Below are 14286 nucleotides of genomic sequence, written 5' to 3' on the forward strand. Positions count from 1 at the left end.
TTTCAATAGCAGTTAGTAGACAGTTATGTACCGAATTAAAATATTATTTCATTTTTTTGAAATGTAGATTTTCGACCTGCTTTTGCAATTCATTGAGGGCCTCGATTTGCAAGCGTTGAACTTCAATAAGATGTTGCCATTGTTCATTTAAAACATGATCTAATTTCTCATGAAGCAAACGGATTTCAATTTCGGACTTTAAGTTAATTTTATAATCGCTTTCGGATTGGACTCTGTCTCTTGCTTCTTGACGATTTTGGCTCATCATAATAACCGGCGCTTGAATCGCAGCCAGACAAGATAATACTAAATTGAGCAGGATGAATGGATAGGGATCAAAGGGTTTCGTGAACAGCGCAATCGAATTCATGATAATCCATAAGGCTAAGATTCCCATAAAGCAAAGGATAAATCCCCAACTTCCACCAAATTTGGCAATAGTATCTGCTATTCTTTGACCTACAGAAAGATGTGACGTGAAAGCATTATCCACATCCTCTGATAAGATTTCACCATCTTTAATGCTCTGTATTATTTTTTTATTGATGGCTTCGTTTTCTCGTGTGTCATTCTGAGCAATATCACTAATAAAATGGAGCCGAAATTCTAACAAATCACGAAAACATATAAATGAGCTTGCTGATAAATGGAAATTTTGCTTTAAAATGATACCTTGTAGCTCCTCATCCATGGCTTTTAAGAATAGTCCCTCAATTTCTGTAAATGATTTTCCACAAACAGCGCAAGATACCGCTCTATTCTTCATCTGATCTACCTCGCTTCCTATTTATAATCTCCATATAATACCATTCTAACGTTCTATGTAAGCACTGTCAAATATTAAAAAATCCAACACACGCTTCAATCATGTATTGGATTTCAATATTTATCCTAAAATCATTACTAATAATGCTTTTTGTGCGTGCAGTCTGTTGCCAGCTTGTTGGTACACAAGAGATTGTTTACCGTCAATAACCGCCGTGGCCACTTCTTCTTCGCGGTGTGCTGGTAGACAATGTAGGAAATGATAATCAGATTTTGCGTGTGCTACGAGTTCACTTGTCACAGCGTAACCGTTGAAATCAGCAAGACGTTTTGCATTTTCTTCCTCTTGCCCCATACTCGTCCAGACATCTGTATATACAAAATCAGCATTGGTCACCGCAAGTACTGGATCCGTTGTCATGTCGATTTTAGCGCCCGTTTTTAAGGCGATTTGTTGTGCTTCCTTCAAAACGTTTCCATCTGGCTCATAACCCGCTGGCATCGCGCAAGAAATATCTAAGCCAACCATTGCAGCAGCTAGTAGTAGAGAATGGCAAACATTATTTCCATCTCCGATATACGCAAGTTTTACGCCTTCAAATGTATTTTTTACTTCAAAAATCGTTAATAAATCAGCTAGCGCTTGGCAAGGGTGATGCAGATCTGTCAGCCCATTAATGATTGGAATCGATGCGTGTTCGGCAAGTTCCTCTACACCTTCATGGCTAAACGTCCGAATCATCACGGCGTTAATATATTCGCTAAGGACATGCGCCGTATCCTTTATTGGCTCGCCCCGCCCGATTTGTAGCTCTTTGGAAGACATCACGATCGCCTGCCCACCTAACTGTAAAATACCTGCTTCAAAGGAAACCCTCGTCCGCGTAGAGGACTTATCAAAAATCATGCCTAAAATTTGACCGCTCAACGCGTGGCTATAATGCGTTGGATTTGTCTTAATCGCAAGCGCTAACTGCACTAATTCTGTGATTTCTTCATTACTCCATTCCAACAGACTCAACATATCTTTTCCTTTAGTCGTTTCTTTATACTCTATCATTATTTCATCCCCATTTCCTGTTTTATAAGCACTGATTCAATCAAATTCGCCGCCTGCTTGAGTTCTTGTTTCGTGACAGTCAGTGGCGGTACTATTCGTAATACATTCGGTCCAGCTGTTAATGTGAGCAGTCCTAGTTCTTGTAGCGCGCTCACTACGCCCTTCGCCTCTATATCAAGTTCTATTCCAAGCATCAAGCCCGCTCCGCGAATCGCGACAACATTTGCCGCTAGTTTTTCCGTGAGTAATTGTTGAAAATAAGCGCCTTTTTCAGTCACATCTTCCAGAAACGCTTCATCAAAAATGATATCAATGACTGCGTCTGCTGCTGCCATCGCGATTTTATTACCACCAAATGTGGAGCCATGGCTTCCTGGTCCAAATGTTGCTGCAAGTTCTGCTTTTCCAATCATTGCACCCACCGGCAAACCATTTCCTAGCCCTTTTGCCAGTGTGAAAATGTCTGGTTTGATTCCCACCTGTTCAAAAGCGAAGCGCGTGCCGGTGCGCCCCATCCCAGTTTGTACTTCATCGATAATCAACAAAGCACCGTACTTCTGACACAGATTGGAGGCTCCAATTAAAAATTCCTTCGTAGCTAGCAGAACGCCGCCTTCCCCTTGAATAACTTCAAGCATGACAGCTGCCGTTTGTGCAGAAATCGTCTTTTCGAGTGCTTCCAAATCATTGTATGGTAAGTATGTAAAACCTGGAAGGAGCGTGCCGAAGCCATCGTGAATTTTGCTTTGACCGGTTGCTGTCATTGTGGCGATGGTTCGACCATGAAAAGACTGTTTAAATGTGATAATTTCATCGCATCCTGTATGTTTTTTAGCGAGTTTTAGCGCAGCTTCGTTAGCTTCAGCACCACTATTACAGAAAAATACGACCCGCTCCTCACCCGCCGTTAATTTCGTTGCGACTTGTTCTTGAATACTGCTTTCAAACAGATTAGAGGTATGCCAAATCTGGCCAAGTTGCTTCTGGGCAGCGGCTGTTACAGTTTCATGACAATGCCCTAAATTACAAACGGCAATGCCCGATGTGAAATCCAGGTATTCCTTGCCATTCGAATCTTTGACAACGGTACCTTTGCCTTCTACGATTTCGATTGGAAATTTTGCGTATGTTGGGAATAAATCACTCATCCTATTTTCACTCCATCCTTTATTATTGTTCCTTGTGCTGTGATTTCGTTGGTAATGACGACTTGACCAACACCTTGTGAAACTGCGTGTTTGGCGCTTTCGAGTTTTGGAATCATTCCGCCTGTGATAATTTCTTTCGCGAATAAGCCTTCTAATTCCGCCGTATCGATATGCGCCATAACCTCGCCCGCATCAAGCACACCGGCAACATCCGTTAGCAAAATGAGCGTTTCTGCTTGGAGAGCGGAAGCCACTGCACATGCTGCTACATCAGCGTTTACATTCAACCATTCTGCTGTGGTCGTTAAGCCAAGCGGTGCAATAACTGGAACAATTTGCTGTTCTATCAGACCTTTGATTAACTTGGTTTTAACATGTGTGATCTCACCGACAAAACCTAGTTCCCCGTCTGCCAATTGTTTGGCCTGCATCAAACCTGCATCCCCCGCATGCAACCCTACTGCCGTAATTGCTTCTTTTTCTAGCGCAGTTACGATTTCTGGCTGTACTTGACCGATTAAGACCATCTTCGTCACAGCAAGCGTTTCTTTCGTTGTAACTCGCAAGCCGTCCTTCGTTTCCACAGGGATGTCTAGCGCCTCCATCATTTTACTGATCTGAACACCGCCTCCATGCACAAGAACCACTTGTTTCCCGTTCGCTTGCCACGTTTTGATTTGCTTGAAAAAACTTTCATCAAGGTGACTTCCCGCGACGCCACCTATTTTCACAACAACAGTTTCATTCATCCCATTCACACCCCTTTATTTCACGTCCGATAACATGCATTTATTTTGACGTAATCATAGCTCAAATCGCATCCCCAAGCGATTCCTTCTTCTATCCCGCTATGCAAATTAACCTCGATTAAAATAGTTTCTTTTTGCAGATAGGCGGCGAGTATTTCTGGATCGTACGCCACTGTCTCACTTTTTTCTAAAATAGCAATCTCGCCGATTTTAATCGTAATATTATCTGGTAAAAAACGGCCACCGCTGTAGCCAATAGCGCAAATAATCCGGCCCCAGTTGGCATCCTCACCGAACATCGCAGTTTTCACGAGGCTTGATGACACAATCTGTTTAGCGATCATCCTAGCGTCTTCTTTTGAAGTGGCGCCCTTGACTTGCGCTTCGATTAGCTTTGTCGCACCCTCGCCATCACGTGCAATGCTTTTTGCTAAATGTTGACAAACAGCATAGAACATCTTGGTAAATACAGCAAATTCTGGCGTACCTTCAGAAAATGATGCATTTCCGGCACAACCATTCGCCATCACAACAACCATGTCGTTTGTCGATGTATCTCCATCCACCGTTATTTGATTGAAGGTTTGATCTACTTTTTGTTTTAGCAATTTTTGCAATAGTTCAGCTGGAACTGCCGCGTCTGTCGTAATGAACGAGAGCATCGTCGCCATGTTTGGATGAATCATCCCTGAACCTTTCGCTACACCCGAAATGGTAACCGTTTTCCCGCCTATTTCACTCTGTAATGTCAGTTCTTTTTGCACGGTGTCCGTCGTTAAAATTGCTTCATGGAAATCACTGCTTTCGCCAGCATTCACCTGTAGCGACTCAATCCCCGCTGTCACTTTTTCCATTGGTAAGTAATCGCCAATCACGCCTGTTGATGCAATAGCAACACTTGATTCCGCAATTCCTAAATGTTTGGCCGTGATTGCCCGCATTGCAAAGCCATCATCCAAGCCCTGTTTCCCCGTACACGCATTAGCAACACCGCTGTTGACAACGATTGCCTGCAACGTTTGATCCACCGCCAAGCTATCCTTCGTTACAAAAATCGGCGCAGCTTGCATTTGATTCATTGTATAAACCGCCGCAGCCGCAGCTGGAACTTCCGAAAAAATCACACCAATATCCTTCTTTTTGCGCTTCAGACCACAATGTTTACCGTCCGCAAAAAAACCGAGCGGTGTCGCAATCGTGCCATTTTCTATCATGATCCAGCCCTCTTTCTCCAAAACCTTCTCCATCGTTCTTCCCCCTTAAGGATAAACCGGTATAAAATCAAGCCCCGCCGTTTCATCAAAACCAGCCATCAAATTCAAATTTTGAATCGCTTGTCCCGCGGCCCCTTTGACCAAATTATCAATCACAACCACAATCGTAATCATATTTGTTCGCGCATTATAACAAAGTCCAATATCGCAGAAATTCGATGCTGTCACTTGCTTCAGCGTCGGATACACATCTTTTTCCTGCACTCGCACAAACGCTTTCCCGTCATAACTCTCTCGGTACAACGCCAAAAGTTCCTCCGTCGATGTTTCCACGTTCGCCTTCACATATATCGTAGCAAAAATGCCTCGCGTCACCGGAATCAGTGACGTCGAAAATGTAATCGCATCAATGCTTGCATCCCACACACGCAACTGCCTAATAATCTCCGGAATGTGCTGGTGCTGATTCATTCGATACAGCGTCATGTTCTCATTCGTCTCCGGAAAATGCGTATTCGCACCCGGCGTCTTGCCCGCCCCAGATATACCAGATTTCGCATCCACAATAATCGAATCCGGCTCGATCAAACCATGGATCACAAGTGGCGCCAAACCAAGCAATGTCGCCGTCGCATAACACCCTGGGTTCGAAATAAACGTCGTATCCACATTCTCCCGCCATTCGGCTAATCCATATTCTGCCTGATTCAAGTAAGCAATCGGCGCCGCATCTTTGTTGTACCACTTCTCATATTTTTCCTTCGACAAACGGAAGTCCCCCGACAGATCAATAACCTTCATCCCAACATCAATAAACGGCTGTGCAGCTTCCTTCGCGACCCCACTCGGCGTTGCTAGAAAAACAGCTTCACTTTCCTCCGCAATTTTAAGCGCGTCAATCTCGGCTAATTCGTGATGATACACCGTATGTAAATGCGGATAAAATCGCGATATATCGTCCGTCTGGGCGGAGAAACTATGCAAAGATGCGATCTCCACTTGCGGATGTTGATGTAACAATCGGAGTAATTCGAGCCCTCCATAACCTGTTGCTCCAATAATCGAAACTTTCATGATTTTCCCACCCTTCTTATTTTTTATGATAAATCTTATTATAAACTTGTATATTTATAATGTCAAATGGTTTTTTATAAATTATAAAACTATTTTATAAGCTATTAATGTATATTAAAGGCGGTTTTTATGCATTGCTTTTTTCACATACATTAAATAAGAAGAATTTATACTCCCATTTACTTGGTATAAATATCCTTATCTACAATTTAACCCCACTCACAAAAATAACGATGAGAAATCCCAATTTTAGATTTCTCATCGTTATTTTTTATTTTAAAACTCTTTTCCAATTTGCAAAAAATAATATTCCCTTTTAGTAGCACTATCGCTCTCATTATGGTAAGACTTTAGATGATACTAATAAACTTTCTTCTTTGCCATCAAATACACTTACTTTAAACTCCTCACCTGCTTTGCCAAACTTATCACTGGCATAAATTTGATACGTTCGATTTTCATTTATAGTTCCTGAACGAAGCAAGACGCCAGCTCCGTTGTACAACTTGACAGTAGTGGCACGTGGATCAACGATGGTTCCTGTAATGTAGGCAGAACCTAAATGGTAGCCATTTATATCTGGTGCTACTAGAGTATACCTACCACCGTCAGGAATCGGGTATATCAAACTAGTATACGTATCATTTCCTAACCTCGCTTTTATTTGTAGAATATCCCCTTTTTTCAACCCTGGTACCGGTACACTCCATTCACCTGTATTATTTACAGTAGTAGAATAAGACTTGTTATTAATGAGTACTTCGATCGTCGCGCCAGGTGTTCCCCTTCCCACGACCGCTGTACTTCCTGCCGATGCACCACCCGTTACAACAGGATCCACAAATTTCAGAAATACGTTATACAATCCGCTCTCTAAAACGGCTCCGTCCTCAGGCGTTGTCGCTCTGACATATACAACAGTTCCTGATATTAGCCCTGATGTTGTGGCCTCCCACCTGCCCATGTTATCGGCATGCGTCGACCCAATTTTAATCCCTGACTGCCATATATCAACTAGCGATCCAGCAGTAGCCATTCCACCTACGCGGTTATTCCCTGCGTTTAAAGTGGAAGTAACAGTAGGTACAGTTCTTATTCCGAAGTCATCACTTTCGACATAACGGTCATAAATACCAGGAATAGTGGATCTTACAAAGGTTGTCCCATGAGAAAGTAGTGCTGGAACCGTGGCTGTCCATTGCCCATTTTCTTTTGCTATTACTGTAGCAATAAGCCCTTGGTAAAATGCATAAACAGCGACAGTTGAACCAGGTGTAGCCGTTCCTGAAATCGTCGTTTGTTTTTCTGTCGCTACTGTGATCGTCGGTTTCGCGACTCTCGTTGCAGCCAAACAGGAAGGGCTATCTTTATATTGTCCCCCAAAAGTTGCCCTCACTTGCACGCGTGCTTGATGACGAAGGACCGGAACCTTGGCTGACCACGCACCTGTAGCGCTAGCTGTTACAGATTTAATAAAGGAATCACTTACCCAAACATCTACTTTAGCTCCTGGAGTTGCAATGCCAGATACAGATGTCTCTCCAGCAATGACTTCCGATGTGATTAACGGTTGGATTTGTTTATTTGTTGTGGGAGCTACCGTGTATACAGAACTATCTTTATACCAAGGATCTGAATCAAAGAGCCTTGCCCGAATCTGCACTTTGTGTCCCGTAGTAAGCGTTGGCACAGATGCTGTCCAATACCCACTTTCGTTCGCGTAAACTGTTTTAACAAGGGCACCATCTACCCAGACTTGTATCTGTATTCCCGAATCTGCTGTACCAAACACAGAAGTTGCACCATCTGTCACGAGAGATGTTACTACAGGAGTTTCTATCAGCCAGATCGTATAGTTAGGTGATTCTTTAACACTATTATTAAGTATTGACTTTACTTTTACTACTTGTTGTTCATAGACATCGATTCCAGTAACTGTCCATAATCCCCCCTCATTAGCTGTCACAGTCTTAGCTAATTTATTATCTATCCACACCTCAACCTTAGCCCCTGGGGAAGCTGTACCATACATATATCTGTCAGCATATTTGAGTCGTGATGTAATAAGTGGCTGCTCTTGTTGTGTGTTATTTGTTCCTGATGAAATGCTTACCCCGGATGCACTCACTACTCCTGTTGTCCCTGATGAAATGCTTACCCCGGATGCACCCACTCCCGTTGTAGCCGCTGAAACACTTCCTGAGGTCTCTTGAGAGAACATATCTAGCACATTCTCAGCAGGTGAGGCGGTCAATACAGCCACGAGTGATAACGCCATTAATTGTTTATCTATTTTCATTTTTTACATCTCCTTTTTATTGAATTCCTTACTTTACCATTATATATCTTTTTTTAGAAATTTGATGTAGACGAAATCCGAACTTTTGGAAAATAAAGAGATAAAGAGGACGCTTTCAAATAAGAGTGATCTCCTGATAGGTGCATATCAAAACATTCCTGCTCTAAACCAAATAAAAAAACGACACCATCACTGGTATCGTCTCCCTTTTAAAATAGGTCTGAAAACTCATCTTGTACTTTATTCAAATCAGCGACTTCCACGGAGAATGTTTCCGTCATATTCACCGCTTCTTGTACCATCGCCTCAAAATCAATAAAGCTTTCATAACGCTCCACTTTTTCGAGCTTGGGACGCGTTTTGGGAGAAGGTGGTGTGAAAATCGTGCAACAATCTTCGAACGGCTGTACAGAAATATCATACGTGTCAATCGCTTGGGCAATCTCGATAATCTCATTTTTATCCATCGAAACGACTGGGCGAATAATCGGTGTCCCTGTCACCGCATTGATTGCGAGCATACTCTCTAGCGTCTGACTTGCTACCTGACCTAAACTCTCGCCATTCACAATCGCTAACCCCTCATGGCGTTTGCGCAATTCATCTGTAACTCGCAACATCATGCGACGCGTCACGGTCATTGTGACACCCTCTGGAATCTGCTTTTTAATCATTTCTTGAATCGCAGTAAAAGGCACAACATGCATCTTCACCTGTCCACTATACTTCGCCAGTTTTCCAGCTAAATCTACCGCTTTTTGACGCGCGCGTTCACTCGTATATGGTGGGCTATGAAAATGCACAGCCTCTATCTCTACGCCTCGCTTCATCGCCAAATAACCCGCAACTGGGCTATCAATCCCGCCAGAAAGCATCAACATCGCACGACCCGAAGAGCCTACCGGCAGACCACCAGCACCCTGAATTGTCTGACACGACAAGAACACGCCCTCACTTCGAACGTCCACAAGCAACTTCACGTCTGGTTTTTTCACATTGACATGCAGATCATCTATATTCTGCAAAATGTAGCCACCAAGCTCATGATTAATCCCATTCGTATCCAGTTCAAACGATCGGTCCGCACGTTTGGCATTCACCTTGAAACTTCCACCTGCTTCATGCATAGCGCGCACCAAAGAAAGCCCCGCTTGCTTCATCGCTTCCAAGTCCTGTGGCACACGAACCGCTGGACTAAACGACTGAATCCCGAAAATCGGACGCAATCGCTCCAGGACCACCTGATCATCCGCACCATTGAGAAGTAAATGCATCCGATCTCGCTCGCCGAACACCTTTACCTCTGGAAAATCACCAATAGCACGCTTCACATTATGCGCTAATTTTCTAATAAATTGTTTTCGATTTCGACCTTTTGTTGATAATTCGCCGTACCGAACGACTATACGATCATATTTCATCATTTCACCACTTCATTCAAATTTTTAATTATCACTTGTACTACTTCTATAAAGCGCTCTGCCTCTGCCATCGTATTCTGATAAGACAGGCTCACACGAACCGCACCTACAGCTTCTGCGTCTGATACTTGCATTGCCTTTAATGTACTGCTAGCAAGCTTGGCGCGCGATGAACACGCACTCGTCGTCGATACATAAATCTCATACTCTGCGAGCGCATGCACTAAAATTTCGCCTCGATGCCCAACAACTGAAAAACAGCAAATATGTGGCGCCGCCTGATTTTTATCTGTATGAATGGACACTTCTGGCATCTCATCCAGTGCCCTCAACAAATAATTGCGTATCGCCAACAGATCGGTAGCATGTACTTTTTGATCTTCCAATCCAATTCGTAACGCTTTCGCAAAAGCCACCGCGCCCGCCGTATTTTCCGTCCCGCTACGCAACCCAAACTCTTGTCCACCGCCGTCAAGCAATGGCATTAACGAAACAGATTTTTTCTTAATTAAAACCCCAGTTCCCTTCAAAGCATGCACTTTATGCCCAGAAATCGTTACCAAGTCAACACCAGTAAAATCAAGCGCTACCTTCGTCAAACCTTGCACATGATCCACATGAAAAAAGGTTTTCGGACGCACCTCGAGTATTTCCGCAATTTCCGAAATGGGTTGAACCGAGCCTACTTCGTTGTTGACATGCATAACTGAGACTAAAATCGTATCTTCCCGTAACGCATTTTTCAAGTCCCCGAGAGAAATAACCCCAGATGCATTCACCGGAAGCCGGGTCACCTCAAAGCCTTGCGTTTCCAAGTAATCCATCGTATTTTGAACCGATGGATGCTCAATTGCCGTCGTAATAATATGTTTTCCTCTATTAGAATAGAATCCCGCAACGCCCTTAATCGCCATATTATTGCCTTCTGTTCCACTAGATGTAAAAATAACCTCTTCCGGTAGTACGCCAAGCATTCCTGCCACGAGCGTCCGTGCTTGTTCATGCAATTCGTTCACTTTCACCCCATACCGATGCAGCGAAGACGGATTCGCAAAATAATTCGTCGCTACTTTCGTATACGTCTCCATACAAGCATCTAGCGGCTTTGTCGTCGCACTATTATCCAAATAAATCATTCCAAAGCCCCCATGAATCTAATCTCATTTAAACATTTTATCATATAAAAACAAACTTCACCCAATAAATAATAAAAAATCTTCGGCTTCCCGACGTAACTCAGGCAAACCGAAGATTCTTACGAGCTTGGGACAGCCTCCCTATCCCTCGACTTCATCCACATTTATCTTCATTTCATACGCCTTTTCAATCTTTTTGAAAGCGCTTGGTTCCACTTTCTCCAAAGCTGTCACCGCGATTTCTAGTGCTTTCTTATATTGATAATCATCATAGAAATGATCTTCTGCTTTGCGCAGTGCTATCGCAAGGTCGGGTGTCTGTAACCGGTAGCGATTGGCATACTGAATCACCTGTTCCACTAAATGCACATTCTCGATCATTTCATCCGCCTTCTCTGTCAAATGATCTAAATCTTCCTGTGCCACACGCCATTCATGACTCACAGCCTTCATGTTCAGCGGCTTCTCTTCTAGTTTTTCTTCCAGCTTCGTAATCGACTGTTCCATATGGTCACATAACGCAGTATACTCCTCTGGCTTACCAGGAAGGCGCTCACGATCTAATCTACGGCTTAAGTTTAGAATGGCCCGACGCATCCGATCCGCATCTTCACGCGCCTCTAACTCATCTTTTCTGAGCGAACGTAATTCTTCTGCAAATGTATCTTGCTCCAATGCCACACTGGACACGATCGCATCCATTTCCTTCAACGTATCTTCCGCTGCTGAATACGCAATTTTAACCTCTGATAGGCGTTCTGTTAAGGTTGCCAACTGCTCTTTTTGCGTTTCCAGCTGACTTGCCACATTCAAATAAGTTGCGAGCTCGTCCTCAGACACGTGATATGTCTGCTTCACTTCTTTGATTTGCTCCGCTAGCGCATCCGAAACATCGATCTGCTTCTCTAACTTCGCCTCCACAACAATGCGGTTCTCCTTCACAAAATGACGTGCCTCCACCTCGTGCTCCAGTGTATCATAAAACAGGTTAATCTCCGTATGCAGTTCCGCGACGCCATTTTCGACGGCTTCTAATTCTCCTGCAACGATCTTCCCTTTCAAATCGGAGACACGACCGCGCATCCGTTCTAGCTCAGCCGCAAGTTGCAATTGCTCTAAATAATAGCCTTGCTGCACCATTTCATCATAGCCAGCTTGCAATTTCCCCATTTCATCCGGCAAAATAATATCACTTTCCCGCAACAACCCGGGAATCTTCTCCAATTGTACTGCCAACTTCTCCAAATCGTGCTGGACATTCAAGACGGTTTCACGCGCTTCCAAGTAATCCCCTTGATCGGTCAGCATATCAAAGCGGTTCAAGTTCTCCGCAATTGTATCAAGCTGGCCTTCGACACCATGCAGCGCATCACCAAGTTTATAACCATTGCTAAGCACATCGCGTCGCAACGTCGTAAACTTATCTTTTGCCAACCTGATATCTTGCGCATTGCGTTCCTCACTAGCAATTAATTCCTTCAATCCACGCAAAATTTGCTTCATCTGCGTATCGATTTCATGAATCACCTGCTCCACCTGATTTTCTACCTGCGTGGCTTGACGGAACTGATACCGATCCGTATGTTGCTCCGCGCCTAAAATATATTCCTCTAAATTCGGAAATAATTTCGTCGCAATCTCATCCCACGAATCACGCCACGATTCAAATAGATCCTCCGTTTGTCCTGTAAGCTTCAACTTCTTCACCTTCGTAAGCTCGTCGATCACTGGACGCTCCATCAATTCTATTTTTTGCTCCTCCAACGCGTTAATGCGCTGATAATGCTTTTTCTTCATTATGTACCCGGCTGCAAAAATCACGACCACGATCACTACAAAGCCGACCAAATACCAAACAAACATGCCGTTTCCTCCTAATTATTCCATTATCTCTATTTTTTTTTAATCACATCATTAAGTAAAAATGAAAAATCCGTGCTATACTAACTCATTATACACATAAACTATTCTAACACGATTCTTCTGTATTTACCTTATTTAAAACCAAAAATAATGAAAAAGTGGTGAAAAAAATGATCGAAATTCCAAAATTCACTGGAACCAAAGCAGAAAACTATCAATTATGCGTCAAGCAGGTTGAAGCCATGATCGCTGGGGAGCCAAACTTCATTGCCAATATTAGCAATATCTCGGCTCTACTAAATCAAGCGCTAACCGACATTAACTGGGTGGGTTTTTATTTATATGAGGAAGTGAGTAATCAGCTTGTTCTCGGACCATTTCAGGGTTTACCGGCCTGCATTCGCATTCCTCTTGGTCGTGGTGTCTGCGGTTCTGCTGCTGCTGAACAAAGAACCTATCTCGTCCAAAACGTTCACGATTTCCCTGGACATATCGCGTGTGACGCTGCCTCAAACTCTGAGATTGTCATCCCAATCGTTCATAATGGCAAACTCTTAGGTGTGCTCGATGTCGATAGCCCCTCTTTAGCACGCTTTGACACGGTTGATCAACACTATTTAGAACAAGTAGTTACTATTTTGAAAGCATCCCTACAATAAAGATTGACAAGTACACTGAAACTATACTATACTAGAAAGCGTGTAAAATGCAGCTTGAGTGATGATGAATATGACCGTTGTTTATCCCCGATTTTTTCGTGGTGTATCCTGTAACCTGCTGCTGCAAGGGCGAAGATACATGAAGATAAACTGCACGTATTTGGTTGGTCACACTTGTTTGTTTTATGCTAAAACAAATTTAAAGGAGGAGTCAATCCATGGCTCGTTATACAGGTCCAAGCTGGAAGATTTCCCGTCGTTTAGGGTTATCACTTTCAGGAACAGGTAAAGAATTAGAACGTCGTCCGTACGCTCCAGGGCAACACGGTCCGACACAACGCAAGAAAATCTCTGAGTACGGTTTACAACAAGCAGAGAAACAAAAATTACGTCACATGTACGGCTTAACAGAGCGTCAATTCAAAAACACGTTCGTAAAAGCTGGCAAACTACAAGGTAAACACGGTGAGAACTTCATGATCTTACTTGAACAACGCCTTGACAACGTGGTATACCGTTTAGGTCTTGCTCGCACTCGTCGTGCAGCACGTCAATTAGTAAACCACGGCCACATTTTAGTAGATTCAAAACGCGTAGACATTCCTTCTTACCAAGTATCAGCTGGTCAGGTAATCAGTGTTCGCGAAAAATCTCTTAAATTATCAGCAATTGCTGAAAGCTTAGATGTTGCGGCATTCGTGCCTGAATACCTAACTTTCGACGCTGAAAAATTGACAGGTACATTAAACCGCCTGCCAGAACGTTCAGAGCTTCATGCTGAAATCAACGAAGCATTTATCGTAGAATTCTATTCACGTTAATACGCGTTAAAAACATCGAGTGCACTTGTTGCATTCGGTGTTTTTTTGTTTGGACTGTTTAAAAAAAGGAAAAGACT

12 protein-coding genes are annotated in these 14286 nt (G+C 43.3%); 2 read left to right on the top strand and 10 right to left on the bottom strand.

Going from position 1 to position 14286, the window contains the following annotated elements; all coding sequences use genetic code 11:
- Window positions 1-43: 43 nt before the first annotated feature.
- The 10 genes from HCJ54_RS07550 to HCJ54_RS07595 form a co-directional block, all read right to left on the bottom strand.
- On the bottom strand, window positions 44-766 hold the full coding sequence (locus HCJ54_RS07550) for a DUF1003 domain-containing protein (RefSeq protein ID WP_187137195.1): 723 nt from the start codon (window positions 764-766) through the stop codon (window positions 44-46).
- Between the two features lie 120 nt (window positions 767-886).
- Window positions 887-1825, bottom strand: coding sequence for an ornithine carbamoyltransferase (gene argF, locus HCJ54_RS07555; protein WP_187137196.1), 939 nt, complete (start codon window positions 1823-1825; stop codon window positions 887-889).
- On the bottom strand, window positions 1825-2973 hold the full coding sequence (locus tag HCJ54_RS07560) for an acetylornithine transaminase (RefSeq protein WP_187137197.1): 1149 nt from the start codon (window positions 2971-2973) through the stop codon (window positions 1825-1827). Before HCJ54_RS07560 ends, argF begins: the two co-directional genes overlap by 1 nt.
- The gene (argB, locus tag HCJ54_RS07565) at window positions 2970-3722 is read right to left on the bottom strand and encodes an acetylglutamate kinase (protein WP_187137198.1); all 753 of its coding nucleotides are present in this window, start codon (window positions 3720-3722) and stop codon (window positions 2970-2972) included. Before argB ends, HCJ54_RS07560 begins: the two co-directional genes overlap by 4 nt.
- A 20-nt stretch (window positions 3723-3742) precedes the next feature.
- Window positions 3743-4936: a bifunctional ornithine acetyltransferase/N-acetylglutamate synthase gene (gene argJ / locus HCJ54_RS07570; protein WP_187137273.1), complete on the bottom strand. Its 1194-nt coding sequence runs from the start codon at window positions 4934-4936 to the stop codon at window positions 3743-3745.
- A gap of 45 nt (window positions 4937-4981) precedes the next feature.
- Window positions 4982-6010, bottom strand: coding sequence for an N-acetyl-gamma-glutamyl-phosphate reductase (argC, locus tag HCJ54_RS07575; protein WP_187137199.1), 1029 nt, complete (start codon window positions 6008-6010; stop codon window positions 4982-4984).
- Window positions 6011-6347: 337 nt separating this feature from the next.
- The gene (locus HCJ54_RS07580) at window positions 6348-8309 is read right to left on the bottom strand and encodes an Ig-like domain-containing protein (protein WP_187137200.1); all 1962 of its coding nucleotides are present in this window, start codon (window positions 8307-8309) and stop codon (window positions 6348-6350) included.
- Window positions 8310-8518: 209 nt separating this feature from the next.
- Window positions 8519-9730 carry a tRNA uracil 4-sulfurtransferase ThiI gene (gene thiI / locus HCJ54_RS07585; protein ID WP_187137274.1) on the bottom strand — a complete coding sequence of 404 codons (1212 nt, stop codon included), beginning with the start codon at window positions 9728-9730 and terminating at the stop codon, window positions 8519-8521.
- Entirely contained in the window at window positions 9730-10866 is a 1137-nt protein-coding gene (locus HCJ54_RS07590) for a cysteine desulfurase family protein (RefSeq protein WP_187137201.1), read from the bottom strand. Before HCJ54_RS07590 ends, thiI begins: the two co-directional genes overlap by 1 nt.
- 141 nt (window positions 10867-11007) lie before the next feature.
- Entirely contained in the window at window positions 11008-12729 is a 1722-nt protein-coding gene (locus HCJ54_RS07595; protein ID WP_187137202.1) for a septation ring formation regulator EzrA, read from the bottom strand.
- A 170-nt stretch (window positions 12730-12899) separates the two neighbouring features.
- Here HCJ54_RS07595 and HCJ54_RS07600 point away from each other — a divergent pair, with 170 nt between their 5' ends.
- Complete coding sequence (locus tag HCJ54_RS07600; protein ID WP_185525161.1) at window positions 12900-13388, top strand: GAF domain-containing protein; 489 nt, start codon at window positions 12900-12902, stop codon at window positions 13386-13388.
- 218 nt (window positions 13389-13606) lie between these two features.
- The gene (rpsD, locus tag HCJ54_RS07605) at window positions 13607-14209 is read left to right on the top strand and encodes a 30S ribosomal protein S4 (RefSeq protein WP_036066680.1); all 603 of its coding nucleotides are present in this window, start codon (window positions 13607-13609) and stop codon (window positions 14207-14209) included.
- The last annotated feature ends 77 nt before the right edge of the window (window positions 14210-14286 follow it).

Origin of the sequence: Listeria grandensis, assembly GCF_014322885.1 — a bacterium.
GTDB classification, from domain to species: Bacteria; Bacillota; Bacilli; order Lactobacillales; family Listeriaceae; genus Listeria_A; species Listeria_A grandensis.